This is a genomic window from Enterobacter sp. SCRI0065, from assembly GCF_059766475.1.
Genome location: NZ_JCBAJB010000004.1, coordinates 34,009 through 58,826 on the forward strand (window position 1 = coordinate 34,009; position 24,818 = coordinate 58,826).

Below are 24,818 nucleotides of genomic sequence, written 5' to 3' on the forward strand. Positions count from 1 at the left end.
TTTATTCTCCGGGATTACCAGGTGCCTGAGGCATCCAGCGTGCGGCTGGTGGCCTCTTTATCAACCGAGGTCGTGATGCGTTGCTGCAACAGGCGCAGATACTGTTTTTCGTTCAACGGCAGCGCGACCCAGTCGTCCGTCCAGGTCGACAGGTGCATCGCGTTGGAAAGCGTCAGACCGTTAATTCCTTCCAGTCCCGGTGCGATCAGCGCGTCGCCGCGCAGTACCGCCGCGCAGAAATTAGCCGTAATCACGTGATGTTCACTGCATTCAGGGGCGACGGGAATGGAGACTTCCCAGCATTCCGGTTCGCCAAAGCCGTCCTGCCAGCGAGCGTTAAATGCGGTTTCAGATTCACGCAGCCGCCAGTAGCGCAGCTTGCCTTCCTCCACCACTACTTTGCCGCGATCGCCCACAATCTCCAGGCGATTTGTCCCCGGCGTTTCCGCGACGGTAGTGATAAACACGCCGGTCGCGCCGTTGGCATATTCGGCGTAAGCCGTTACGTCGTCTTCGACCTCAATCTGGCGGTGCTTGCCGAACTGGCAAAATGCCCGCAGGCGCGTTGGCATCCCGACCAGCCATTGCCAGAGATCGAGCTGATGCGGATCTTGATTGAGCAGAACGCCGCCGCCTTCGCCTTTCCACGTGGCGCGCCAGCCGCCGGAGTTGTAATAACTCTGCGAGCGATACCAGTTGGTGATAATCCAGTTTGAGCGACGGATTTCGCCCAGCTCACCGCTGTCGATCAGGTCTTTGACCTTTTGATACAGCGGGTTAGGGCGCTGGTTGTACATGATGCCAAACACCACGTCGCATTCGCGTGCGCAGGTGTTCATCTCCTGCACCTGGGCGGTGTAGACGCCAGCGGGCTTCTCGCAGAGCGTATGAATCCCCTGACGCATCGCCATGATAGACAAGCGCGGGTGGTCGTAATGTGGCGTGGCGACAATCACCGCATCGATAAGCCCGCTTGCCAGCATTTCTTCGGCATCGCTAAACAGCGGTACTGATTCACCCACCAGGCGGCGAATGGCTGCCTGCTTTTCCGGATTGTTATCACAGACCGCCGTCAGGCAGGCATCGTTAACGGTACCCGCCAGTAAATAGCGGGCATGAACCGTGCCGATATTACCGATTCCAATAATGCCAAAACGTACCTTTTTCATGTCACACCTTAATTCAGTAAAAAGAGTGATGACTGGAAAATAGGAAAGGGGAACCGCAGCGACAATCTTATTTTGTGAGAATACTCGCAGGCTGCTTAAGTAAAAGCCAAAGAGCCTGAAAATTGGTTTTAAAATCAAAGCGCTGTTTCTGCAAATATTTGCAAAAACTGAATGCGAGCGAGGTCACACTATGTCGGGCAAGTTAAAAATGGATGAAATTGCGTCGCTTACGGGTTATTCCGTGAGCACGGTGTCCAGGGTGTTAAGCGGTAAATCTTACACCAGCGATAAGGCCCGGGTGGCTATCGTCGGCTGCGCCCGCAAGCTGGGGGTGCTGGAGTCGAGGGCCAGTGGACGAATGCTCATTAACGGCATTGCGGTATTTGCCCCCGAAAGAACATTCCAGGGACGTGGCGATATTTTTTATCTTGAAGTCACGAAAGGAATAGCCGAAGCCAGCGCGCCGCATGATGTCTGGATTAGCTATTGCGGATTAGAAGAACAACGCGCGGACGTAAAACTCTTTCTCGAAAAAGCCGGGCATAAGAATATTAACGCGATAATTATCATTGGCACTGATGACGCAACCATTTTTAAACTCGCCGCCACGCTGAATAAACCCTGCGTTTTAATTAATTCAATCGACAGGGAAATGGTGCTCGACTCGGTTTCGCCTGACCACCGTGCTATTGGTTTTATGGCAATGCGTCATCTGTTTGAGCAAGGCCACCGTCGGGTATTGACCATGACCTGTCTGCGACGCGAAACGCTCTATGCGCGCCTCGACGGGATCAAAGAGGCGTATCGCTATTTTCATGTGCCTTTTGATGCTCAAAAAGATTTGCTGGTGACGGAGTGGTTTACGGCAGAGGAAGCGGAGCGTGCGCTGGAGGGCTGGCTCGCTCATCACGATCGTGCGGACTGGCCTGAGGTGATTTTCCCCAACAGCACCAGCATGACTGAGGGTGTGATCCGGGCGCTGCATCGCCACGGGCTGCGTGTCCCGGAGGATATTTCAATTATCACCACCGACTTTAACTGGAATCTGCAAAACCGGCTGGATTCCCCGGTGACGGGAATTACGGTGCCTTGCCGCGAACTGGGCATTGAGGCGGTTCATCTGCTGCAAACGCGTCTGAACCGACCGCAGGCTTCGGTGTTTAACCTGCTGTTGCAGGGCAAGGTGATGGATTATGGATCGGTGTGTAACGCCACGCGCCACGCGGCTCGCGTGGCGCTGGACCAGTAATCAGGCCAGTTGCGGCGGCAGGCACACGCCAATCCCGCCGATACCGCAGTAGCCGTACGGGTTTTTGTGCAGATACTGCTGGTGGTCATCTTCCGCATAATAGAACGGCGAGGCGTTGGCGATTTCGGTGGTCACCTTGCGATCGTCACCGGCAGCGCGCATGGCTTCCTGGAAGCGCGTCAGGCTGGCACGCGCGGCGGCGTCCTGTTCAGGCGTGAGCGGATAAATTGCTGAGCGATACTGCGTGCCGTGGTCATTACCTTGCTGCATCCCCTGCGCCGGGTCATGGTTTTCCCAGAAAACCTGCAACAGTTTTTCGTAGCTTATCACCGCGGGATCGTAGACCACGCGCACAGCCTCAGCATGGCCGGTATCACCCGAGCACACTTCACGATAGGTTGGATTTGGCGTGTAGCCCCCGGTATAGCCCGCAGCGGTGCTGTAAACGCCAGGCAATTGCCAGAACACACGTTCGACGCCCCAGAAGCAGCCCATAGCAAAAAGGGCGATCTCCATTCCGTCCGGAACGTTGGTCATGGAGTGGTTATTGACGGCATGTAACGTCGCGACGGGCATGGGTGTATTGCGTCCCGGTAACGCATCTGCTTGAGATACAAGGTGCTTTTTGTCGAATAAGCTCACGGTAGGGCCTCCCGGGGAGCGATGTTTCAGTTAAGGTTGTCATGGAGCGTTTAATTGAACACAATAAATACGCTGAATGAGTCTAGATTTAAACATAAGAAATATTAGGCCTGTCGGCCATTTTTCAACCCAGGCTTTGGGTTTTGGGCTTTTATGCCGTGATACGCCGCGGAGCGGCACTTAAAATGCTTCCAGGGTGGAAACAAGGATATTCAGGAGAGAACGTGCCAAAGATCCGCCAGTTATGTTTGGTCAGTTTATTGCTGACAAGCGGAGTCGCCAGCGCGGCGAATGTCCGTTTGCAGGTTGAGGGGTTAACCGGGGCGCTGGAAAAAAACGTGCGTGCGCAGCTTTCAACCATTGAGAGTGACGAAGTCACGCCGGACCGGCGCTTTCGCGCGCGCGTCGATGATGCTATCCGCGAAGGCTTAAAAGCGCTGGGTTACTACGAACCCACCATCGATTTCGATTTACGCCCGCCACCGGCCAAGGGGCGTCAGGTGCTGATTGCCCGCGTCTCGGCGGGAGAGCCCGTACTGATTGGCGGCACTGACGTGGTGCTGCGCGGCGGCGCACGGACCGATCGTGACTACCTGGATCTGCTGGCGACGCGCCCTAAGATCGGTACGGTGCTGAATCACAGCGACTATGACCATTTCAAAAAAAGCCTCACCAGCGTGGCGCTGCGCAAAGGTTACTTCGACAGCCAGTTTACTAAAAGCCAGCTCGGCATCGCCCTGGGTAGACGTCAGGCGTTCTGGGATATCGATTATGACAGCGGGAAACGCTACCGCTTTGGCGATGTCACCTTCGAAGGCTCGCAAATCCGCGATGAATATCTGCAAAATCTGATCCCCTTCAAAGAGGGCGATTACTACCAGTCACGCGATTTGGCCGAACTGAACCGTCGTCTCTCGGCGACCGGCTGGTTTAACTCCGTTGTCGTCGCGCCAGAATTCGACAAAGCCCGTGAGACCAAGGTGTTGCCGCTGCATGGCGTTGTCTCGCCGCGCAGCGAGAACACCATTGAGACCGGCGTTGGCTACTCTACTGACGTCGGCCCGCGTGTGAAGGCCTCGTGGCGAAAACCGTGGATGAACTCCTACGGCCACAGCCTGACCACCAGCACCAGTATCTCCGCGCCGGAACAGCAGGTGGATTTCAGCTATAAAATCCCGCTGCTGAAAAACCCGCTTGAGCAGTATTACCTGGTGCAGGGCGGCTTTAAGCGTACTGATTTGAACGATACGGAGCAGGACTCGACCACGCTTGCCGTCTCGCGTTTCTGGGACCTCTCCAGCGGCTGGCAGCGTGCCATCAACCTGCGCTGGAGCCTCGACCACTTTACGCAGGCCAACGTCACCAATACCACCATGCTGCTTTATCCGGGCGTGATGATAAGCCGTACCCGCTCGCGCGGTGGCCTGATGCCGATCTGGGGCGATTCCCAGCGCTACTCCATAGATTATTCCAACACCGCCTGGGGCTCGGACGTCGACTTCTCGGTGGTGCAGGCGCAAAACGTCTGGATCCGTACCCTTTACGATAAACACCGCTTCGTGATGCGCGGAAACCTCGGCTGGATTGAAACCGGCGATTTCGAACGCGTTCCGCCGGATCTGCGCTTCTTCGCCGGTGGCGATCGCAGCATTCGCGGGTACAAATACAAATCCATCTCCCCGGAAAACGAAAAAGGGCAGCTGACGGGGGCCTCCAAGCTGGCGACCGGTTCGGTGGAATATCAGTACAACGTCAGCGGAAAATGGTGGGGCGCGATGTTTGTCGATGGTGGTGAGGCGGTGAATGATATCCGCAAGAGCGACTTCAAAACGGGCGCGGGCGTCGGCGTGCGCTGGCAGTCACCGGTCGGGCCAATCAAGCTTGATTTCGCCGTGCCGGTCGGGGACAAAGACGAACACGGTTTACAGTTTTACATCGGTCTGGGGCCTGAATTATGAGTTTATGGAAGAAGATAAGCCTCGGCGTTCTGATTTTTATCGTGCTGCTGCTCGCCACGGTGGCGTTTCTGGTCGGCACGACTACGGGCCTGCATTTGCTGTTTAACGCCGCGAACCGCTGGGTGCCGGGGCTGGAAATCGGCCAGGTCACGGGCGGCTGGCGCGACTTACGGTTGAAGAACATTCGTTACGAACAGCCGGGCGTGGCGGTTAACGCGGGCGAGTTCCACCTGGCGGTGAAGCTGGGCTGTCTGCGCGATAGCCGCCTTTGCGTGAACGATCTGTCGTTAAAAGACGTGAACGTGGCGATAGATTCGAAAAAAATGCCGAAAGCGGCACCGGTCGAGGAAGAAGACAGCGGCCCGCTGAATCTCTCTACGCCGTACCCGATCGCGCTTTATCGGGTGGCGCTGAACAACGTCAATATTAAGATCGACGACACCACCGTGTCGGTGATGGACTTTACCTCGGGCCTGCGCTGGCAGGAAAAAAATCTCACCCTGACGCCAACGTCCCTTCAGGGGCTGCTGATTGCCCTGCCGAAGGTGGCAAAAGTGGCGCAGGAAGAGATTGTTGAACCTAAAATCCAGAACCCACAGCCGGATGAAAAGCCGCTGGGCGAAACGCTGAAAGATCTCTTCTCAAAGCCCGTATTGCCTGAGATGACCGATGTTCATCTGCCGCTTAATCTGAATATCGAAGCGTTTAAAGGCGAACAGCTCCGCCTGACCGGCGACACCGATTTGACGGTGTACAACATGCTGCTGAAAGTCAGCAGCATCGACGGCACCATGAAGCTCGACGCGCTGGATATCGATACGAATCAGGGCAGTGTGAACGCCACTGGCAACGCGCTGCTGCGCGATAGCTGGCCGGTGGATATCACCCTGAACAGCACGCTGAATATCGACCCTATCAAAGGCGAGAAGGTGAAGCTGAAAGTGGGCGGCACGCTGCGTGAGAAGCTGGAGTTCGGTATTAATCTGTCCGGCCCGGTAGATATGGTGCTGCGTGGCCAAACCCAGCTTGCAGAAGCCGGTTTACCGCTGAACATCGAAATTATCAGCCAGCAACTGTATTGGCCGTTCACTGGCGAAAAACAGTTCCAGGCCGACGACCTTAAGCTGAAGCTCAGCGGTAAAATGACCGACTACACGCTGTCGTTCCGCACTGCGGTGAAGGGGCAGGGCGTACCGCCTGCCGACATCACCCTGGATGCGAAGGGCAACGAGCAGCAGATTAACCTCGATATGCTCACCGTCGCGGCGCTGGAAGGCAAAACTGAACTTACCGCGTTGGTCGACTGGCAGCAGGCGATCAGCTGGCGCGGCGAGCTTAAGCTCACGGGGATTAACACCGCCAAAGAAGTGCCGGACTGGCCTTCAAAACTGGACGGTCTGATCAAAACGCGCGGCAGTTTGTACGGCGGAAGCTGGCAGATGGACGTGCCAGAGATCAAAATCACCGGCAACGTGAAGCAAAACAAGGTGCTGGTTGAAGGCGCGGTCAGAGGCAACAGCTACTTACAGTGGATAATCCCTAAGATGCACGTCGCACTGGGGCGTAATACCGCCGATATCAAAGGTGAACTGGGCGTCAAAGATCTCGACCTGGACGCCACTATTGACGCGCCCAACCTCGACAACGCGCTGCCGGGTCTCGGCGGTACGGCGAAAGGGTTAGTGAAGGTGCGTGGTACGGTGGATGCCCCGCAGATTCTGGCGGATATCACCGCAAATAGTTTGCGCTGGCAGGAACTCTCCATTGCTCGCGTACGTGTGCAGGGCGACGTGAAATCCACCGATCAGATTGGCGGCAACCTGAATCTGCGCGTAGAACGTATTTCGCAGCCGGGGGTGAATCTCAGCCTGGTCACGCTCGACGCCAAAGGCAGTGAGAAGCAGCACGATCTTCAGCTCCGCGTGCAGGGCGAACCTGTTTCCGGGCAGTTGCACCTGACCGGCAGCTTCGATCGTAAAGAAGAACGCTGGAGAGGACTGCTGGATAACACGCGTTTCACGACCCCGGTCGGGCCACTGGCGCTGTCGCGCTCCATCGCGCTGGATTACCGCAACGCAGAGCAGAAAATCAGCATTGGGCCACACTGCTGGACCAATCCGAATGCCGAGCTGTGCGTGCCGCAAACCATTGATGCTGGTGCAGAAGGTCATGCGGTGGTCAATCTTAACCGCTTTGATCTGGCAATGCTGAAACCGTTTATGCCAGAGACCACCCAGGCCAGCGGCGTGTTTAGCGGTAAAGCAGACGTCACGTGGGACACCACTAAAGAAGGGCTGCCGGAGGGCAGCGTGACGCTTGCCGGGCGTAACGTGAAGGTCACGCAGACGGTAAACGATGCGCCGCTTCCGCTGGCCTTCGACACGCTCAACCTAAAGGCCGATCTGCACAACAATCGTGCCGAACTCGGCTGGCTGATTCGCCTGACCAATAACGGCCAATTTGACGGACAGGTGCAGATCACCGATCCGCAGGGGCGACGTAATCTGGGCGGCGACGTGAATATCCGCAACGTGAATCTCGCGATGGTCAATCCGATCTTCTCGCGGGGTGAAAAAGCGGCGGGTATCCTCAGCGCCAATTTACGCCTTGCGGGTAATGCGCAAAGTCCGCAGGTGTTTGGTCAGATGCAGCTAAACGGTCTGGATGTCGACGGTAACTTTATGCCGTTTGATATGCAGCCTAGCCAGATTTCGATGAACTTTACCGGCATGAGCTCGACGCTTGCGGGCGTGGTGCGTACTCAACAGGGGCAAATCAACCTGAGCGGTGATGCGGACTGGAGCCAGATAGATAACTGGCGCGCGCGCGTAGCGGCAAAAGGCACTCGGGTGCGCATCACGGTGCCACCGATGGTGCGCCTCGACGTGTCGCCAGACGTGGTATTTGAAGCCACACCGAGCCTGTTTACCCTCGATGGAAGCGTTGATGTGCCATGGGCGAGGATCGTGGTGCATGATGTACCGGAAAGCGCGGTCGCCGTCTCAAGTGATGAAGTTATGCTCAGTGATAATCTGAAACCTGTCGATCAGAAGAGCGCTGGCATCCCGATTAATAGTAATCTGGTTGTGCACGTAGGAAATAACGTGCGGTTAGATGCTTTTGGTCTGAAGGCGAGGCTGACCGGCGATCTTAAAGTGGCGCAGGATCAACAGGGGCTAGGCCTTAACGGTCAAATCACTATCCCGGAAGGGCGTTTCCACGCTTACGGCCAGGATCTGATTGTGCGTAAGGGCGAACTGCTGTTCTCCGGTCCACCGGATCAACCGCTGCTGAACATTGAGGCGATTCGTAATCCAGAGTCCACTGAAAACGACGTGATTGCAGGCGTTCGCGTCACCGGCAGTGCCGATGAGCCGAGAGCGGAGATATTTTCCGACCCGGCAATGTCGCAGCAGGAAGCGCTCTCCTACCTCCTGCGCGGTCAGGGGCTGGACAGTCAGCAAAGCGACAGCGCGGCGATGACGTCAATGCTAGTGGGTCTGGGGGTTGCACAAAGTGGTCAGGTTGTGGGTAAAATCGGCGAGACGTTTGGCGTCAGCAATCTGGCTCTGGACACCCAGGGAGTGGGTGATTCTTCCCAGGTCGTGGTCAGCGGCTATGTGCTGCCAGGTTTGCAGGTGAAATATGGCGTGGGGATCTTTGACTCGCTAGCCACACTCACGTTACGCTACCGCCTGATGCCTAAGCTCTATCTTGAAGCCGTGTCTGGCATAGATCAGGCACTTGATGTGCTCTATCAGTTTGAGTTCTAGCAATGCGAATATTTGTCTACGGTAGTTTACGCACTAAGCAGGGCAACAGTCATTGGATGACGAATGCCCAGTTAATGGGCAATTACAATATTGAGAACTACCAGTTGTACAGTCTGGGCCACTATCCAGGCGCGGTTCCGGGGAACGGAACGGTACAAGGTGAAGTTTATCGTATTGATAATGCCACGCTTGCCGAACTTGATGCCTTGCGCACCAAGGGCGGTGAGTACGCACGCCAGTTAGTCCAGACCCCGTACGGGAGTGCATGGATGTATGTCTACCAGCGTCCGGTCGATGGATTGAAACTGATTGAAAGCGGTAACTGGTTAGACAGAGACCAGTACTGATTTGAACAACGCCACCTTCGGGTGGCGTTGTTTTTTGCGGGATTAAAACTCGATACGCGCGCCCACGTTGTAGCGGCGGCCTTCAAGCTGACCGTACTCGCCCCATGAGGTATTGCGTTTCGGGTCGGCGTCAAACAGGTTATACACCCCTGCCAGCAGCTGCGTATTTTTGTTCAGCTTGTAGCGTGCGCCAATATCGACCAGCGTATACGACTCGTAGCTCGTGCCGCTGTTACTGTCGCGGTTGCTGCTACGATAGTTAGCGGTACTCCACAGATCCAACGCCTGCGTGGCTGCCCAGTTCAGCGACAAATTCGCCATATGGCGCGGATAGTCGTTCAGCGCATAACCTTTATCCACACCGGATTTCTGTTCGCTGTGATTATAGGTGTAGTTCGCGTTGGCTTTCACATCTTCGGTAATCTGCCAGTCAGCATTCAGCTCAACGCCGTAAACATCGGCTTTGCTGACGTTAAAGTATTTATCCACCGAATCGGCTTTATATCCGTTCACCACGCACTGGTTGGTGGCGGTGGATTCACAGATGGTCTGCTCGGCAATTTTATCCTTGAACTGGGTGTAGAACACGGTGCCGTCGACTGAGACGGATTCACCGGTCCAGTACAGCCCCGTTTCGGCGTTGATGCTTTTCTCCGGCTTCAGAGAGTCGTTACCGACGGTCAGGAACGGATAAGGCGGGGTTGAACCATGCGGCGTCACAAACTGATCGGAGGTGGCGCGCAGTTCAGGTTTTTTGTATCCCGCAGAGAGTCCGCCTTTGAGTGACCAGGCATCGGTGATCGCCCAGTTGCCGTACAGTTTCGGCGTGACGTGAGCACCGAAATAGCTGTCGTAATCCCCACGAGCGGAAGAGGTCAGGATAAAGTCGTCGATGGTCCAGCTATCTTCGGCAAACAACGCCCAGCCGTTACGCGTCACTTTGGTCACCGGCTCGACGCCTGGCAGCGTTTTCCCGGATTGATAGAAGCGATCGTTTAACGCTTCACGCGTGAAGTTAGCGCCAACGGTGAGTTTGTGGTTGTCCAGGGTGAACGTGGTTTGCGAATTCGCCACGTAGTTTTCGGTCTGCACGTACTCAGGTGACGTGTTATCCAGCAGGTACTTCGACCGTCCTTTTTCGTAATTCACGTAGTTGGTGGTCGCGATGGTGTCATCCGCGTACCAGCCGGTGTGGGTGAGGGTGACCGCATTGCGATCGAATTTCCACATCCACGGGGTACCACGTTTTTTAGTGCGGTTTTTCTCCTGCTCGCCCACCACCACGTTCAGGTCAAACAGGTTATTTTCGCTGGCCTTGAGGCCAAGCGTAGCATCTACCGATTTACGGTTGTGCTTGCCGAAGTAATTCTGACGTTCGTCATCACGACGGTCCAGCCCATCAGCCGCAATGCTTAACCCGAGTTTGTCCTGAATCAGCGGCCCCATGGCGAACACATTCAGTTGGCTGGTGTTCCCGAGATCTTTATGTTCCTGCAACCAGGTGTTGGCTGCAATTGCGCCGGTCCAGTCGGCTACGCCGTAGGGTTTTTTGGTAATCACGTTGACCACGCCGCCGATGGCATCAGAGCCATACAGAGACGACATCGGCCCACGAATCACTTCGATACGTTCGATGGCTTCCATCGGGGGTAAAAAGCCCGCTTCTGCACCAATGTCCTGGCCGTAAGGGCGCGCTTCGCCGGTGTTTTGTTTCACGCTGTTAACCATGAACGCCGTATAGCTCGAATCCATCCCGCGGATCATGATATTGCCAGAAGCCATATCGCTGCCGCCGTTAGAAACGGACACGCCAGGGATATTTTTGAGGGCTTCGCCGATATTGCGGTCGGGCTGAATATCCAGCGTTTTACGATCGATAGTCGAGATTGTCGCGGGCGCTTCTTTTTTCTGCTGCGAAAAACCGGTGGCCGTGACCACCAGTTCATCTTCGTTGATGCGTGATGCTTCGGTTAACTCATCAGCCTGCGCGGATAAAGCCATCCCGCTGGTTAATGCCACCATGCCTGTGAACGTAATTAATTGACGCGTTTTCATAGCCATAAACCCAAAAGGAAAATAAAAAAAACGCCTCGCGGTCTTAGCGCCGCAAGGCGTGGAGAGGGCGCGCTTAAATCTTATCGAGCGAAATCTTGATGACGTAATCTGGCTTGTCTTTGGCGACTTTCTCGTCTTGTTTGACGCTGGCATACAGCGTGTTGCCGTCAGTTGAGAGTGCCAGACTGTTTGGCATCGCCTCGGTCGCGATACTGTTTTTGACCTTGTAGGTCTTGCTGTCGACGATGCTGATTAACTTGCCGTTACGGTGGGTGACGTACACTTCATTGCGCTTTTCGTTATAGAGCACGGCCAGCGAGTTGGTGACTTCGATCGCGTGCAGCACTTTGCCGGTATTGATATCCACTACCAACACGTTCGGTAAATCAGGGTCGGTCAAAAAGGCGCGGTTGTTTTGACTGTCCAACGCGATATTCAGGAAGAAGTGTTTTTTCTCAGGCTGGATGCTAAAGCGGCTGGCGATTGTGTTGGATTGGGTATCCACGGTAATCAGCTCGTTGCGGCCATTCACCACATACAGGCGATTTTTTTCGGCATCAACTGCCAGTCCAGTAGGGTATTCGCCCATGTTGGTCAGGGTATGGATAAGCGTGCGCTTCCTGGTATCCACAACCCAGACGATGCCTTTTTCCACCACGCCAGAGACATACAAACGATGATTTTTTTTATCGAGCGCCAGTTCGCGAGTGTGGGCAATCTCTTTCGGATTGCTGGTGTCGCTAAGCTGAATGACCGCCAGCTCTTTGCCGGTTTGAGTGTCAATCAGGGTCACGGAGCCTTCCAGCGTGTTACCCACGTACAGAATATGATTGTCTTCATCTAATGCGGTAGCAAACGCGCGGCGGCTGGTTTCGATAACGCCCGTTCCGGTGAGATTTTCCAGATCCAGCTTGTAAATCTTGCCTTCGGTTTTGTCTTTATCAAACGACGGTGCGCTGGCGGCGAAAAGCACGTTTGCCTGCCCGTCGTAAGCCAGCTCATAAACGCCATGACCGACAGGTTGAGTGACGAAGTCTTTCTCCGTCAGTTCAGCGGCAAAGGGAGAAGCGCTAGTGAGCATTAAGGCCGCTGCGATAGCAGTGCCCACGGAGGCTTTCAGGATCTTCACATTGTGTAGGGTCATTGACGTTTATTCACATTTATTTACGGAACGAAAATGATAATGAGATCTAGAATCATTATCAATTGAGTTCTTCGAAATAAAGCTGCCTTTTTTGGTAGGTGAATAACCGCTTAATGTGAATGGGATAGTGAATGGCAGGCACAAAAAAGCCCCGACGCGCGGGGCTTAGTAACGGGCGTAAGAATTACTTCTTAGCAGCGCGTTCGAAGGAAGCAACGATTTCAGCTTTAGCCGCTTCGGCGTTTTCCCAACCGTCAACTTTTACCCATTTGCCTTTTTCGAGATCTTTGTAGTGCTCGAAGAAGTGGGTGATCTGCGCTTTCAGCAGTTCTGGCAGGTCGTTCACATCTTTAATGTGATCGTACTCTTTGCTCAGTTTGGTGTGCGGAACGGCAACCAGTTTCGCATCTTCGCCTGCTTCGTCGGTCATTTTCAGAACGCCAACTGGACGGCAGCGAATCACTGAACCTGGCTCCAGCGGATATGGCGTTGGGACCAGAACGTCTACCGGATCACCGTCCAAAGACAAGGTATGGTTGATGTAACCATAGTTGCACGGATAGAACATCGCGGTGGACATGAAACGGTCAACGAACAGCGCACCGGTGTCTTTGTCGATTTCGTATTTGATAGGATCTGCGTTGGCCGGGATTTCGATAACCACGTAGATGTCTTCAGGCAGTTCTTTACCCGCTGGGACGTTGAGTAAGCTCATGTCTGTGTCCTTTAAAATGGATGGTAAACAAGTGGCGAGTATTATAGCCAACTCACGCTGAAAGTCTTCGCCTGTTTTTACTCTCGCCCTCAGCCTCACGCCATTTTCAGACGGTTTCCATGGCAGGAATGTCCATAAAGTCAGCCGCATTTTAAATGCCGAAATGAAAGCGATTACAAACTTGTGATTAACGTTTCATTCACTTTTCCGAAGTGTGATGTAACGCAATCCGTTACATCTTCTATTAGCTATAGTTTTTTCGCAGAACACCTTTTAACCAACAATAACCTACCCTACGAGGACGTTCTTATGTGGAAGCGCTTACTTCTAGTCACAGCAGTTTCGGCAGCCATGTCGTCTATGGCGATGGCCGCACCATTAACCGTAGGTTTTTCGCAGGTCGGGTCTGAATCCGGCTGGCGCGCGGCTGAAACCAACGTTGCGAAAAGCGAGGCCGAAAAACGCGGCATTACGCTGAAAATCGCCGACGGTCAGCAGAAACAGGAAAACCAAATTAAAGCCGTTCGTTCGTTCATCGCCCAGGGCGTTGACGCCATCTTCATTGCGCCGGTCGTGGCAACGGGGTGGGAACCGGTTCTGAAAGAAGCCAAAGAGGCCGAAATCCCGGTCTTCTTGCTTGATCGTTCCATCGATGTAAAAGACAAATCTCTCTATATGACTACCGTCACCGCCAACAACGTGCTGGAAGGTCAATTGATCGGCGACTGGCTGATCAAACAGGTCGATGGCAAGCCATGTAACGTGGTTGAGCTGCAAGGCACCGTGGGCGCGAGCGTGGCGATTGACCGTAAGAAAGGGTTCGCCGAAGCCATCGCCAAAGCGCCAAACATCAAAATTATCCGCTCCCAGTCTGGCGACTTTACCCGCAGCAAAGGGAAAGAAGTCATGGAGAGCTTCATCAAGGCTGAAAACAACGGCAAGAACATCTGCATGGTTTACGCCCATAACGATGACATGGTGATCGGTGCTATTCAGGCTATCAAAGAAGCAGGCCTGAAACCGGGCAAAGATATCCTCACCGGCTCTATCGACGGCGTACCGGATATTTATAAAGCGATGATCGACGGCGAAGCCAACGCCAGCGTTGAACTGACGCCGAACATGGCCGGCCCGGCGTTCGACGCGCTGGAAAAATTCAAGAAGGACGGCACCAAACCTGAACAGCTGACTATCACCAAATCGACGCTCTATCTGCCGGATACGGCGAAAGAAGAGTTAGAGAAGAAGAAAAATATGGGCTACTGAGGACTTCGCACCCCCCTCACCCTGACCCTCTCCCCGGAGGGGAGAGGGGATTGATCGTGCCAATTGTTAAGTCCAGCGCCGCCCTGCCTTTCACCCTCTCCCCTCCGGGGAGAGGGCCGGGGTGAGGGGTAAGGAGGAAATATGACCACTGAACACCACCAGGAAATCCTCCGCACAGAGGGCTTAAGCAAATTCTTTCCCGGCGTAAAAGCGCTCGATAACGTCGATTTCAGCCTGCGGCGCGGCGAAATCATGGCGTTACTCGGCGAAAACGGCGCGGGAAAATCCACGTTAATCAAAGCCCTGACCGGGGTTTATCACGCCGATCGCGGCACGATCTGGCTCGAAGGCAACGCCATATCACCGCGCAATACCGCCCACGCCCAACAACTGGGGATTGGGACGGTGTATCAGGAGGTGAACCTGCTGCCGAACATGTCGGTGGCGGATAATCTGTTTATTGGCCGCGAACCGCGTCGGTTTGGCCTGCTGCGCCGAAAAGAGATGGAAGCGCGGGCGACTAAGCTGATGGAGTCTTACGGTTTTTCTCTCGACGTGCGTGAGCCGCTGAACCGCTTTTCCGTGGCAATGCAGCAGATCGTGGCTATCTGTCGGGCGATCGATCTCTCCGCTAAGGTGTTGATCCTCGATGAACCAACCGCCAGCCTCGACACGCAAGAGGTCGAAATGCTCTTTACCCTGATGCGCCAGCTGCGCGATCGGGGCGTGAGCTTAATTTTCGTCACCCACTTCCTCGACCAGGTGTATGAAGTCAGCGATCGGATCACCGTACTGCGTAACGGCGGTTTTGTCGGCTGCCGCGAGACGCGCGAGCTGCCGAAGATCGAGCTGGTCAAAATGATGCTGGGCCGCGAGCTGGACACCAAAGCGCTCCAGCGTGCGGGTCGTACCTTGTTGAGCGACAAACCTGTCGCTGCGTTCAAAGATTTCGGCAAAAAAGGCACCATCACGCCGTTCAACCTTGAAGTTCGCCCCGGCGAAATCGTCGGCCTGGCGGGCCTGCTCGGCTCTGGCCGTACCGAAACCGCTGAAGTGATCTTCGGGATCAAACCGGCGGACAGCGGCACAGCGTTGATTAAGGGTAAGCCGCAAACCCTGCGATCCCCGCATCAGGCCTCTTGTCTGGGTATTGGCTTCTGCCCGGAAGACCGTAAAACCGACGGCATCATTGCCGCCGCCTCGGTGCGCGAAAATATTATTCTGGCGCTACAGGCCCAGCGCGGCTGGCTGCGGCCCATTCCGCGTAAAGAGCAAAACGCCATTGCCGAGCGCTTTATCCGCCAGCTTGGCATTCGCACGCCGAGCGCTGAACAGCCGATTGAGTTTTTATCGGGCGGCAATCAGCAAAAGGTTCTGCTGTCCCGCTGGCTGCTGACCAAGCCTCAGTTCTTGATCCTCGACGAACCCACGCGTGGTATCGACGTGGGCGCGCATGCGGAAATTATCCGCCTTATCGAAACGCTGTGTGCCGATGGCCTGGCGCTACTGGTTATCTCCTCCGAGCTTGAAGAGCTGGTGGGGTATGCCGATCGCGTCATCATCATGCGCGATCGCAAACAGGTGGCAGAGATCCCGCTGGATGAACTGTCCGTTCCGGCGATCATGAATGCTATCGCGGCATAAGGAGTCAATCGTGATGCCTCGTTCACTTTCTAAGGCTGCAGAATCTAAGCGTCGCTTTAGATGGCCTACCGGTACGCCACAAATTGTGGCGCTGCTGCTGGTGCTGGCGGTCGACAGCCTCGTTGCGCCGCATTTCCTGCAAATTGTTTTGCAGGATGGCCGCCTGTTCGGCAGCCCTATTGATATTTTAAACCGCGCGGCACCCGTTGCTTTGCTGGCGATTGGCATGACGCTGGTGATTGCCACGGGCGGCATTGACTTATCCGTGGGGGCCATCATGGCGATTGCGGGGGCGACGGCTGCCTCCATGACCGTGGCCGGGCACAGCCTCCCGGTCGTACTGCTGGCGGCCCTTGGCACTGGGGTGCTGGCCGGACTGTGGAACGGTATTCTGGTATCGATTCTCAAAATCCAGCCGTTTGTCGCCACCCTGATTCTGATGGTGGCGGGGCGCGGCGTGGCGCAACTGATTACCTCCGGGCAGATCGTGACCTTTGATTCGCCTAATCTGGCGTGGATTGGCAGCGGCAAGCTGTTGCTGTTCCCAACGCCAGTGATCATTGCCCTGCTCACGCTGATTGTGTTCTGGCTGTTCACTCGTCGGACCGCGCTCGGCATGTTTATCGAAGCGGTGGGCATTAACATTCGCGCGGCCAAAAATGCCGGGGTGAATACGCGCCTCGTGGTGATGTTGGCCTACGTGCTCAGTGGTCTGTGTGCGGCGATTGCCGGGATAATTGTGGCGGCAGATATTCGCGGGGCCGATGCCAACAACGCCGGACTGTGGCTGGAGCTGGATGCGATTTTAGCCGTCGTTATCGGCGGCGGTTCGCTGATGGGCGGGCGCTTTAATCTGGTGCTTTCCGTTATCGGAGCGCTGATTATTCAGGGTATGAATACCGGCATTTTGCTCTCCGGCTTCCAGCCTGAGCTTAACCAGGTGGTGAAAGCGGTGGTTGTCCTGTGCGTGCTGATCGTTCAGTCGTCGCGCTTTATCAGCATCATCAAGGGGATTCGCGGTCATGATAAAACGTAATTTACCGTTAATGATTACGCTCGGCGTCTTCGTGCTGGGCTACCTGTACTGCCTGACGCAATTCCCCGGTTTTGCCTCGACGCGCGTAATTTGCAACATCCTCACCGATAACGCCTTTTTGGGGATTATTGCGGTCGGCATGACCTTTGTGATCCTCTCCGGTGGTATCGATCTGTCGGTGGGTTCGGTGATCGCTTTTACCGGCGTGTTCCTGGCGAAGGCGATTGGCTTCTGGGGATTGTCCCCGCTGGTGGCTTTCCCGCTGGTGCTGATCATGGGCTGCGCGTTCGGTGCGTTTATGGGATTACTGATCGACGCGTTAAAAATCCCGGCGTTTATCATTACCCTGGCCGGGATGTTCTTCCTGCGCGGCGTCAGCTACCTGGTCTCTGAAGAGTCGATCCCGATTAACCACCCGATCTACGACACGCTCTCAAGCCTGGCGTGGAAAATTCCCGGCGGTGGCCGCCTGAGCGCCATGGGATTATTGATGTTAGGCGTTGTGGTGATGGGGATGTTCCTTGCTCACCGCACCCGGTTCGGTAACGAAGTCTACGCCATCGGCGGCAGCGCCACGTCTGCCAATCTGATGGGCATTTCCACGCGCAGCACCACGATTCGTATTTATATGCTCTCTACCGGGCTGGCGACGCTGGCGGGAATTGTCTTCTCTGTTTACACCCAGGCAGGCTATGCGCTGGCGGGCGTGGGCGTTGAGCTGGATGCGATTGCCTCGGTGGTTATTGGCGGCACGCTGCTGAGCGGCGGGGTAGGCACTGTTTTAGGGACGCTATTTGGCGTAGCGATTCAGGGGCTGATTCAAACGTATATTAACTTCGACGGTACGTTGAGCTCGTGGTGGACCAAAATCGCGATTGGCGTGTTGCTGTTCGTGTTTATCGCGTTGCAGCGTGGTCTGACGGTGCTCTGGGAGAACCGCCAAAGCTCGCCGGTCACTCGCGTCAGCCCGTCAGCCTCCACAACAAAGTGATAACACACTGAATTTGCTTAAAGTCTAAACATTTTCCGGTAGCGGCCGATAATCTTCTTTTCTGCCAAAAAATATCTCGCTACCGGAAATAACATCATGCTGAAAACGCTATCGATTCGTACCGGCTTGCTTTCGTTACTGGCCGTTATGACCCTTCTGCTGCTGATTGTCAGCGGTATTGGCATTTATGCCCTCACACAGAGTTCCTCTTCACTGCAACGTATTAATCACCTTCAGGGTGAGCAGATGGTGCAACTTAATGCGGGCTACACGCTGATTTTGCGCGCCCGTAATGAAGCGGGTCAGGCCGTTCGGTTGATGGAAATTGGCATGATGGACGATGCCGCCAAATCCGTGCAGAACATAAATAAAGAAGTGACCCAGGCGCAAAAAACGCTGAAAGCGGTCATTGACGGTGGCGTTTCAGATGAAAAAGGCCAGCAGCTACTGGATAAAGTGGCCGCCAGCCTGGCGACGTACAACGCTCAGGGGATCGGCCCGATGCTGACGGCGCTGAACCAGCAGAGCGCGGATGCTTACTACGATTTGCTGGAAAACAAGCTGATCCCCGTTTCGCATCAGTTCGACAACGACATGCAGGCGTTCCAGACCTGGAGTGAATCGCGCGGCAAAGCCGAAGTGAAGGCCGTACAGGCGAGCAAAAACCGCGTCATGCTGCTGATCGTCATTGCCGCCCTGCTGACCGCCGGGATCATCGTGTTGGCCTGGCTGGTGCTACGCCATATGCTGCTGAAGCCGCTTTCGGCCTCTATCGCCCAGCTTGAACACGTGGCGGCGGGCGATCTCACCCACAGCCTGAATCAGCCCGCCAGCCAGGAGTTTAATCGCCTGAATGCGGCAATCGAAGAGATGCGCCAGTCGCTGATGGGATCGGTGCTGCGCGTGCGCGACGCCAGTTCGCAAATCGATACCGGCAGTCGCGAGCTGACCGCAGGCAACATGCACCTTGCTCAGCGCACCGAATCGACGGCCACGTCGCTCGAACAAACCGCAGCCAGCATGGAAGAGATCACCGCCACGGTGAAACAAAATGCCGACAACGCCGAGCAGGCGCACCAGATGGCGAAGACCGTATCCGACACCGCCGATCATGGCAGCGAAATGGTGTGCTACGTCATTGAAAAGATGCGCGATATCTCGGGCAGTTCGGCGCGCATTGCCGACATCCTGAGCGTTATCGACGGTATTGCCTTCCAGACCAATATTCTGGCGCTCAACGCCTCCGTAGAAGCGGCGCGCGCGGGCGAGCAGGGACGTGGTTTTGCGGTGGTGGCCGGAGAAGTGCGTAACCTCGCCAGCCGCAGCGCCGACGCGGCGAAAGAGATTCGCACGCTGATCAGCGATTCGCAGACGCACGTCAACGAAGGCAGCGACCTGGCGCAACAGGCTGGCGAAACGATGGATGAGATTGCCACCGAAGTGATGCGTATGACCCGGCTGATGCGGGAGATTGCCAACGCTTCTCTGGAACAAAGTCGCGGCATTGAGCAGGTGAACATCGCGGTCAATCAGATGGACGAAACGGCGCAGCAAAATGCGGCACTGGTGCAGCAGTCCTCCGCCGCGACTCGCTCTCTGGAAGAGCAGTCGCGCGAATTAATTGAAGCCATGGCGTCATTTAAACTGACCGCACAAACGGCCTAATATAAATTCCCCCGGTGTATTATGCGCCGGGGTTTATACGGCCTCGGCGTTCACTGCGCCAATATTATCGTGAATATCGCCCATTAATTTTTCCAGTGAATGGGTTAACTGTAATGCTTTCTCCGTTGGCTCCAGATATAACCCTTTACGCACAAAGAGCGGTTCATCAAACAGTTGATTAAAGCGCTTCAGCGCCAGGCTGACCGCCGGGCGGGACATCTCCAGGCGTACGGAAGCTTTTGCCATGCTGCCGCAACGAACAATTTCAATAAATACAGGTATAAGATTAAGATCAATGCCGGTATTGGCGCGAGAATAGTTTTGCATTGTGTTGATGACTCCCCTGAGTAATTTATAAACTGTTCAGAAATAATGCGGGAGCGGGCGGGAATATTAAAGCGTCATTTTTATATTCGTTTATACCGTAAAATATATAAATAAAAACGGGGAACACCGTTCCCCGTTAATGAGTGTGTTAAGCGTCCGGGAATTGTTGGATCAGACGCTCGACATCTTCAACCATATGATCGTTGCCGACAAAGAACGAACGGCGCTGGTGAAGGCTATTCGGCATGATATCCAGAATACGATCTTTACCGTCGCTCGCCTTGCCGCCAGCCTGCTCGGCCAGGAACGCCATCGGGTTACATTCGTACAGCAGACGCAGTTTCCCTTCCGGGTGGCTGGCGGTGCTTGGGTAGAGATAAATACCGCCTTTCAGCAGGTTACGGTGGAAATCAGCCACCAGCGAGCCGATATAGCGAGAGGTGTACGGGCGCTGCGTCAACTTATCTTCTTCCTGGCAGAATTTAATGTATTTCTTCACGCCGTTCGGGAATCGGATGTAGTTGCCTTCGTTTATGGAGTAGGTGCTGCCCTTTTGCGGATAACGCATACGTTCCTGGCTCAGGCAGAACACGCCCAGAGAAGGATCGTAGGTAAAGGCGTGAACGCCGCAGCCGGTGGTGTAAACCAGCATAGTAGAAGAGCCGTAAACGACGTATCCTGCGGCAACCTGTTTGTTGCCCGGTTGCAGGAAATCTTCTTCCGTAACGGCGGTGCCAACAGGAGTGACGCGACGATAAATTGAGAAGATGGTTCCCACAGAGACGTTTACGTCGATGTTGGACGAACCGTCCAGCGGGTCCATCAGCACAACGTATTTGGCGTGTTCACACCCTTCAAAAACGACGATCTCATCTTCTTCTTCAGAGGCGATCCCCGCCACGATGTCACGCGCGCGCAGTGCAGCTTTTAGTTTTTCATTGGCGAACAGATCGAGTTTTTGCTGAACCTCGCCCTGAACGTTTTCGGCACCGCTGGCACCCAGGATATCGACCAGACCGGCCTTGTTGATATCACGGTGGATGATCTTAGCGCCCAGCTTTATTGCCGACAGCAAAGCAGTGAGCTCACCGGTAGCATGAGAGAACTCGTGCTGCTTTTCGACAATAAATTCACCTAACGTTTTCATAACACTTTCCCTGCATCGTATGTTGAGTAAAGCGATCGAATGATGATTAAAGCGGTAAAACTCCAACAATCTTAACAAACATTCAAATATTAGCGCAGAGGTGAATCGCGCCAGCAAAATACGGATTTACCTGAAATGCGTTTCTCTGAGGCTGACATGTGAGTAAAATGTGCGCCACATAGAAGAGGGACGGTGACGTATGCGCATTCATATTTTGGGGATTTGTGGCACTTTCATGGGCGGGCTGGCGTTGCTGGCACGTTCTCTGGGCCACGAAGTGACGGGTTCGGACGCCAACGTGTATCCGCCGATGAGCACGCTGCTTGAGAAGCAAGGTATCGATCTGATTCAGGGATACGACGCCAGCCAGCTTGAGTATGAACCGGATCTGGTCATTATCGGCAATGCCATGACCCGTGGTAACCCGTGTGTTGAAGCGGTGCTGGAACGCAATATTCCGTTCATGTCTGGCCCGCAGTGGCTGCATGATTTCGTCCTGCGCGATCGCTGGGTGCTGGCCGTTGCCGGTACGCACGGCAAGACCACCACCGCCGGTATGGCGACCTGGATCCTCGAAGCCTGTGGCTACAAGCCGGGTTTTGTGATCGGCGGCGTACCAGGCAATTTCGACGTCTCCGCGCGTCTGGGTGACAGCCCGTTCTTTGTTATCGAAGCCGACGAATACGACTGCGCGTTCTTCGACAAACGTTCTAAGTTTGTACACTACTGCCCGCGCACGCTGATCCTCAATAACCTTGAGTTCGATCATGCGGATATCTTTGACGATCTTAAAGCCATCCAGAAACAGTTCCACCACCTGGTGCGTATCGTGCCGGGACAGGGTCGTATTATCTATCCTGAGAACGACATCAACCTGAAGCAGACCATCGCGATGGGCTGCTGGAGCGAGCAGGAACTGGTGGGTGAGCAGGGTCACTGGCAGGCGAAAAAGCTGACCACCGATGCCTCTGAATGGGAAGTGTTGCTGGACGGTGAAAAGGTCGGTGAAGTGAAGTGGGCGCTGGTTGGCGAACACAACATGCACAATGGCCTGATGGCGATCGCCGCCGCGCGTCACGTCGGCGTCACGCCTGCGGATGCCGCCGACGCGCTGGGCTCGTTCATCAACGCCCGTCGTCGCCTGGAACTGCGCGGCGAAGCCAACGGCGTGACCGTCTACGACGATTTTGCCCATCACCCAACGGCGATTCTGGCGACCCTTGCCGCGCTGCGCGGTAAAGTCGGCGGAACAGCGCGTATTCTGGCCGTGCTGGAGCCACGCTCTAACACCATGAAAATGGGACTGAGCAAAGACGACCTCGCACCGTCTTTAGGTCGTGCTGACGAAGTATTCTTGCTGCAACCACAGCATATTCCGTGGCAGGTCGCTGAAGTGGCGGAAGCGTGCATTCAGCCTGCGCACTGGCATGCAGACGTAGATACGTTAGCGGATATGGTGATTAAAACCGCGCAGCCGGGCGATCACATTCTGGTGATGAGCAACGGCGGTTTTGGTGGGATTCATCAGAAACTGCTGGACGGTCTGGCGAAGAAAGCCGAAGCCGCGGTGTAAACCCCTCACCCCAGCCCTCTCCCCAAAGGGGAGAGGGGACTGACCGGATAGGTCAGGGTGAGGGGAACAATCGGTTCGAATCTTAACCTTCGTTCTCAGCCAGCTCGCGCAGATACTGGAAAATCAGACGCGCAGACTTCGGCGGCTTATTCCCTTCTTTCTCTTTCTTCGCGTTACGGATGAGTGAACGTAACTGCTGACGGTCAACGTCTGGCCACAGGTTCACGACTTCTTCGACAGCATCATCGCCCTGGTCGATCAGACGATCGCGGATTTGCTCAAGCTTATGGAACAGCGCAACCTGCTGGTTGTGGCGGTTTTTCAGCTTGTCCAGCGCCTGGCGAATCGGTTCTACGTCACGCTGACGCAGCATTTTACCGATCAGTTGAAGCTGACGGCGACGGCCTTCTTTTTTGATTCGTTGGGCCAGTTCAATGGCGCTGCGCAGATCCGGGTCGAGCGAGAGTTTATCCAGCGCGTTTTTACCCAGCTCTACCATTTCCGCACCAAGTTGTTTTAACTCTTCGGCGTCACGTTTAATTTCACTTTTACTGACCCAGATGATTTCATCATCTTCGTCTTCGATGTCATCACCGGGAACGTCGTCGAGCCAGTCTTCGGGCTGCTTAGTCATGTCAGGCTCCTTAAAAAAGAGGCTAATGTTACCAGTTAAGACGCGCACTGAAAAACGGTTCTCTGTTAGACTTCGTATAACTATCTCTTACAGTATGGCATTTGCGATGAAAGTAACCTCACAAGTTGAAGCGCAGCGTAAGATTCTGGAAGAAGCGGTCTCCACAGCGCTTGAGTTAGCTTCAGGAAAATCAGACGGTGCAGAAGTCGCCGTCAGTAAGACGACGGGCATTGGCGTGAGTACCCGCTTCGGCGAAGTCGAAAACGTTGAATTTAACAGTGACGGCGCTCTGGGGATTACGGTTTATCACCAGAATCGCAAAGGCAGCGCGTCTTCCACCGACCTCAGTCCAGATGCCATCGCCCGTACCGTGCAGGCGGCGCTGGATATTGCACGCTATACCTCACCAGATCCTTATGCAGGCGTTGCGGACAAAGAGCTGCTGGCATTTGATGCACCCGATTTGGATCTCTTCCACCCGGCAGATGTCTCGCCCGACGAGGCTATCGAGCTGGCGGCTCGCGCCGAGCAAGCGTCTCTGAAAGCTGACAAACGTATCACGAATACGGAAGGTGGCAGCTTCAACAGCCACTACGGTATCAAAGTGTTCGGCAACAGCCACGGCATGCTGCAAGGTTATTGCTCCACTCGCCACTCCCTTTCAAGCTGTGTTATCGCAGAAGAGAACGGCGAAATGGAGCGTGACTACGCTTACACCATTGGCCGTGCGATTGGCGATTTACAATCCCCTGAGTGGGTGGGTGAAGAGTGCGCCCGACGTACGCTTTCGCGTTTGTCACCGCGTAAACTATCGACCATGAAAGCGCCGGTGATTTTTGCCAATGAAGTGGCGACAGGCCTGTTTGGTCATCTGGTAGGCGCGATCGCGGGCGGTTCGGTTTATCGTAAATCGACCTTCCTGCTCGACTCACTGGGTAAGCAAATCCTGCCGGAATGGCTGACCATCGAAGAACATCCGCACCTGCTGAAAGGGCTGGCATCAACGCCGTTCGATGGCGAAGGTGTGCGCACCGAACGTCGCGATATCATTAAAGATGGCGTACTGACCCAGTGGCTACTGACCAACTATTCTGCGCGTAAGCTGGGGCTGAAAAGCACCGGACATGCAGGCGGCATCCACAACTGGCGTATTGAAGGGCAGGGCCTGAGCTTTGAGCAAATGCTCAAGCAGATGGGCACTGGCCTGGTCGTCACCGAACTGATGGGCCAGGGCGTCAGCGGCATTACCGGCGACTACTCTCGTGGTGCGGCGGGCTTCTGGGTTGAAAACGGCGAAATTCAGTATCCGGTGAGCGAAATTACCATCGCCGGTAACTTAAAAGAGATGTGGCGCGATATCGTGACGATTGGTAACGATATTGAAACGCGTAGCAATATACAGTGTGGTTCAGTACTTCTGCCGGAAATGAAAATCGCCGGTCAGTAATACCCGTGAAGGCGTATTTAATAATAAAAAGGAAGT

19 protein-coding genes are annotated in these 24,818 nt (G+C 54.8%); 11 read left to right on the top strand and 8 right to left on the bottom strand.

The window, feature by feature from the left end; all coding sequences use genetic code 11:
- Positions 1–14: 14 nt before the first annotated feature.
- On the bottom strand, positions 15–1,169 hold the full coding sequence (locus tag AC6EMZ_RS12680) for a Gfo/Idh/MocA family protein (protein WP_498402877.1): 1,155 nt from the start codon (positions 1,167–1,169) through the stop codon (positions 15–17).
- Between the two features lie 190 nt (positions 1,170–1,359).
- Between AC6EMZ_RS12680 and AC6EMZ_RS12685 the strand changes: the two genes are divergently transcribed.
- On the top strand, positions 1,360–2,418 hold the full coding sequence (locus tag AC6EMZ_RS12685; RefSeq protein WP_498402878.1) for a LacI family DNA-binding transcriptional regulator: 1,059 nt from the start codon (positions 1,360–1,362) through the stop codon (positions 2,416–2,418).
- On the opposite strand, the gene msrA is transcribed toward AC6EMZ_RS12685, so the two are convergent.
- Entirely contained in the window at positions 2,419–3,060 is a 642-nt protein-coding gene (msrA, locus tag AC6EMZ_RS12690) for a peptide-methionine (S)-S-oxide reductase MsrA (RefSeq protein ID WP_498402879.1), read from the bottom strand.
- A 224-nt stretch (positions 3,061–3,284) separates the two neighbouring features.
- Between msrA and tamA the strand changes: the two genes are divergently transcribed.
- From tamA to AC6EMZ_RS12705, 3 genes are read left to right on the top strand one after another with little or no spacing between them, the layout of a single operon-like run.
- A complete protein-coding gene (gene tamA / locus AC6EMZ_RS12695) occupies positions 3,285–5,018 on the top strand; it encodes an autotransporter assembly complex protein TamA (protein WP_498402880.1) in 1,734 nt (577 codons plus the stop codon).
- Positions 5,015–8,791: an autotransporter assembly complex protein TamB gene (gene tamB / locus AC6EMZ_RS12700; protein WP_498402882.1), complete on the top strand. Its 3,777-nt coding sequence runs from the start codon at positions 5,015–5,017 to the stop codon at positions 8,789–8,791. The genes tamA and tamB overlap by 4 nt, the downstream gene beginning before the upstream one ends.
- Positions 8,792–8,793: 2 nt before the next feature.
- Positions 8,794–9,138, top strand: a complete 345-nt coding sequence (locus AC6EMZ_RS12705; protein WP_498402883.1) for a gamma-glutamylcyclotransferase family protein — start codon at positions 8,794–8,796, stop codon at positions 9,136–9,138.
- A gap of 42 nt (positions 9,139–9,180) precedes the next feature.
- Here the strand turns inward: AC6EMZ_RS12705 and AC6EMZ_RS12710 are convergent, their stop codons facing one another.
- The 3 genes from AC6EMZ_RS12710 to ppa all read right to left on the bottom strand — a co-directional run bounded on the left by AC6EMZ_RS12710 (position 9,181) and on the right by ppa (position 13,052).
- Positions 9,181–11,193 (bottom strand): TonB-dependent receptor domain-containing protein, encoded by a 2,013-nt coding sequence (locus AC6EMZ_RS12710; protein ID WP_498402884.1) that lies wholly within the window; start codon positions 11,191–11,193, stop codon positions 9,181–9,183.
- Positions 11,194–11,266: 73 nt separating this feature from the next.
- Positions 11,267–12,337, bottom strand: a complete 1,071-nt coding sequence (yncE, locus tag AC6EMZ_RS12715; protein ID WP_498402885.1) for a 7-bladed beta-propeller protein YncE — start codon at positions 12,335–12,337, stop codon at positions 11,267–11,269.
- Positions 12,338–12,521: 184 nt separating this feature from the next.
- On the bottom strand, positions 12,522–13,052 hold the full coding sequence (gene ppa / locus AC6EMZ_RS12720) for an inorganic diphosphatase (protein WP_498402886.1): 531 nt from the start codon (positions 13,050–13,052) through the stop codon (positions 12,522–12,524).
- Between the two features lie 309 nt (positions 13,053–13,361).
- Between ppa and ytfQ the strand changes: the two genes are divergently transcribed.
- The 5 genes from ytfQ (at position 13,362) to AC6EMZ_RS12745 (ending at position 19,654) form a co-directional block, all read left to right on the top strand.
- Complete coding sequence (gene ytfQ, locus AC6EMZ_RS12725) at positions 13,362–14,318, top strand: galactofuranose ABC transporter substrate-binding protein YtfQ (RefSeq protein ID WP_498402887.1); 957 nt, start codon at positions 13,362–13,364, stop codon at positions 14,316–14,318.
- Between the two features lie 141 nt (positions 14,319–14,459).
- Positions 14,460–15,962: a galactofuranose ABC transporter, ATP-binding protein YtfR gene (ytfR, locus tag AC6EMZ_RS12730; protein ID WP_498402889.1), complete on the top strand. Its 1,503-nt coding sequence runs from the start codon at positions 14,460–14,462 to the stop codon at positions 15,960–15,962.
- Between the two features lie 10 nt (positions 15,963–15,972).
- Positions 15,973–16,998 (top strand): galactofuranose ABC transporter, ATP-binding protein YtfT, encoded by a 1,026-nt coding sequence (ytfT, locus tag AC6EMZ_RS12735; RefSeq protein ID WP_498402890.1) that lies wholly within the window; start codon positions 15,973–15,975, stop codon positions 16,996–16,998.
- A complete protein-coding gene (gene yjfF / locus AC6EMZ_RS12740) occupies positions 16,985–17,989 on the top strand; it encodes a galactofuranose ABC transporter, permease protein YjfF (protein WP_498402891.1) in 1,005 nt (334 codons plus the stop codon). The genes ytfT and yjfF overlap by 14 nt, the downstream gene beginning before the upstream one ends.
- A 96-nt stretch (positions 17,990–18,085) precedes the next feature.
- Positions 18,086–19,654, top strand: a complete 1,569-nt coding sequence (locus AC6EMZ_RS12745) for a methyl-accepting chemotaxis protein (protein ID WP_498402892.1) — start codon at positions 18,086–18,088, stop codon at positions 19,652–19,654.
- Positions 19,655–19,687: 33 nt separating this feature from the next.
- On the opposite strand, the gene AC6EMZ_RS12750 is transcribed toward AC6EMZ_RS12745, so the two are convergent.
- Together AC6EMZ_RS12750 and fbp are read right to left on the bottom strand one after the other, a co-directional pair.
- Complete coding sequence (locus AC6EMZ_RS12750) at positions 19,688–19,981, bottom strand: helix-turn-helix domain-containing protein (RefSeq protein ID WP_498402894.1); 294 nt, start codon at positions 19,979–19,981, stop codon at positions 19,688–19,690.
- Between the two features lie 148 nt (positions 19,982–20,129).
- On the bottom strand, positions 20,130–21,128 hold the full coding sequence (fbp, locus tag AC6EMZ_RS12755; RefSeq protein WP_498402896.1) for a class 1 fructose-bisphosphatase: 999 nt from the start codon (positions 21,126–21,128) through the stop codon (positions 20,130–20,132).
- 199 nt (positions 21,129–21,327) lie between these two features.
- On the opposite strand from fbp, the gene mpl reads away from it, so the two are divergent.
- Positions 21,328–22,701 carry a UDP-N-acetylmuramate:L-alanyl-gamma-D-glutamyl-meso-diaminopimelate ligase gene (gene mpl / locus AC6EMZ_RS12760; protein WP_498402898.1) on the top strand — a complete coding sequence of 458 codons (1,374 nt, stop codon included), beginning with the start codon at positions 21,328–21,330 and terminating at the stop codon, positions 22,699–22,701.
- Between the two features lie 82 nt (positions 22,702–22,783).
- Here mpl and yjgA read toward each other — a convergent pair whose 3' ends face one another.
- On the bottom strand, positions 22,784–23,335 hold the full coding sequence (yjgA, locus tag AC6EMZ_RS12765) for a ribosome biogenesis factor YjgA (RefSeq protein ID WP_498402899.1): 552 nt from the start codon (positions 23,333–23,335) through the stop codon (positions 22,784–22,786).
- Positions 23,336–23,429: 94 nt separating this feature from the next.
- Here yjgA and pmbA point away from each other — a divergent pair, with 94 nt between their 5' ends.
- Entirely contained in the window at positions 23,430–24,782 is a 1,353-nt protein-coding gene (gene pmbA / locus AC6EMZ_RS12770) for a metalloprotease PmbA (protein WP_498402900.1), read from the top strand.
- The last annotated feature ends 36 nt before the right edge of the window (positions 24,783–24,818 follow it).

Coding starts and splice junctions, on each gene's coding strand:
- AC6EMZ_RS12680 (WP_498402877.1), bottom strand. CDS start 1,169: ATGAAAAAGGTACGTTTTGGCATTATTGGAATCGGTAATATCGGCACG.
- AC6EMZ_RS12705 (WP_498402883.1), top strand. CDS start 8,794: ATGCGAATATTTGTCTACGGTAGTTTACGCACTAAGCAGGGCAACAGT.
- yncE (WP_498402885.1), bottom strand. CDS start 12,337: ATGACCCTACACAATGTGAAGATCCTGAAAGCCTCCGTGGGCACTGCT.
- yjgA (WP_498402899.1), bottom strand. CDS start 23,335: ATGACTAAGCAGCCCGAAGACTGGCTCGACGACGTTCCCGGTGATGAC.
- mpl (WP_498402898.1), top strand. CDS start 21,328: ATGCGCATTCATATTTTGGGGATTTGTGGCACTTTCATGGGCGGGCTG.
- pmbA (WP_498402900.1), top strand. CDS start 23,430: ATGGCATTTGCGATGAAAGTAACCTCACAAGTTGAAGCGCAGCGTAAG.
- fbp (WP_498402896.1), bottom strand. CDS start 21,128: ATGAAAACGTTAGGTGAATTTATTGTCGAAAAGCAGCACGAGTTCTCT.
- AC6EMZ_RS12750 (WP_498402894.1), bottom strand. CDS start 19,981: ATGCAAAACTATTCTCGCGCCAATACCGGCATTGATCTTAATCTTATA.
- ytfQ (WP_498402887.1), top strand. CDS start 13,362: ATGTGGAAGCGCTTACTTCTAGTCACAGCAGTTTCGGCAGCCATGTCG.
- AC6EMZ_RS12685 (WP_498402878.1), top strand. CDS start 1,360: ATGTCGGGCAAGTTAAAAATGGATGAAATTGCGTCGCTTACGGGTTAT.
- AC6EMZ_RS12745 (WP_498402892.1), top strand. CDS start 18,086: ATGCTGAAAACGCTATCGATTCGTACCGGCTTGCTTTCGTTACTGGCC.
- ppa (WP_498402886.1), bottom strand. CDS start 13,052: ATGAGCTTACTCAACGTCCCAGCGGGTAAAGAACTGCCTGAAGACATC.
- yjfF (WP_498402891.1), top strand. CDS start 16,985: ATGATAAAACGTAATTTACCGTTAATGATTACGCTCGGCGTCTTCGTG.
- tamB (WP_498402882.1), top strand. CDS start 5,015: ATGAGTTTATGGAAGAAGATAAGCCTCGGCGTTCTGATTTTTATCGTG.
- ytfR (WP_498402889.1), top strand. CDS start 14,460: ATGACCACTGAACACCACCAGGAAATCCTCCGCACAGAGGGCTTAAGC.
- AC6EMZ_RS12710 (WP_498402884.1), bottom strand. CDS start 11,193: ATGAAAACGCGTCAATTAATTACGTTCACAGGCATGGTGGCATTAACC.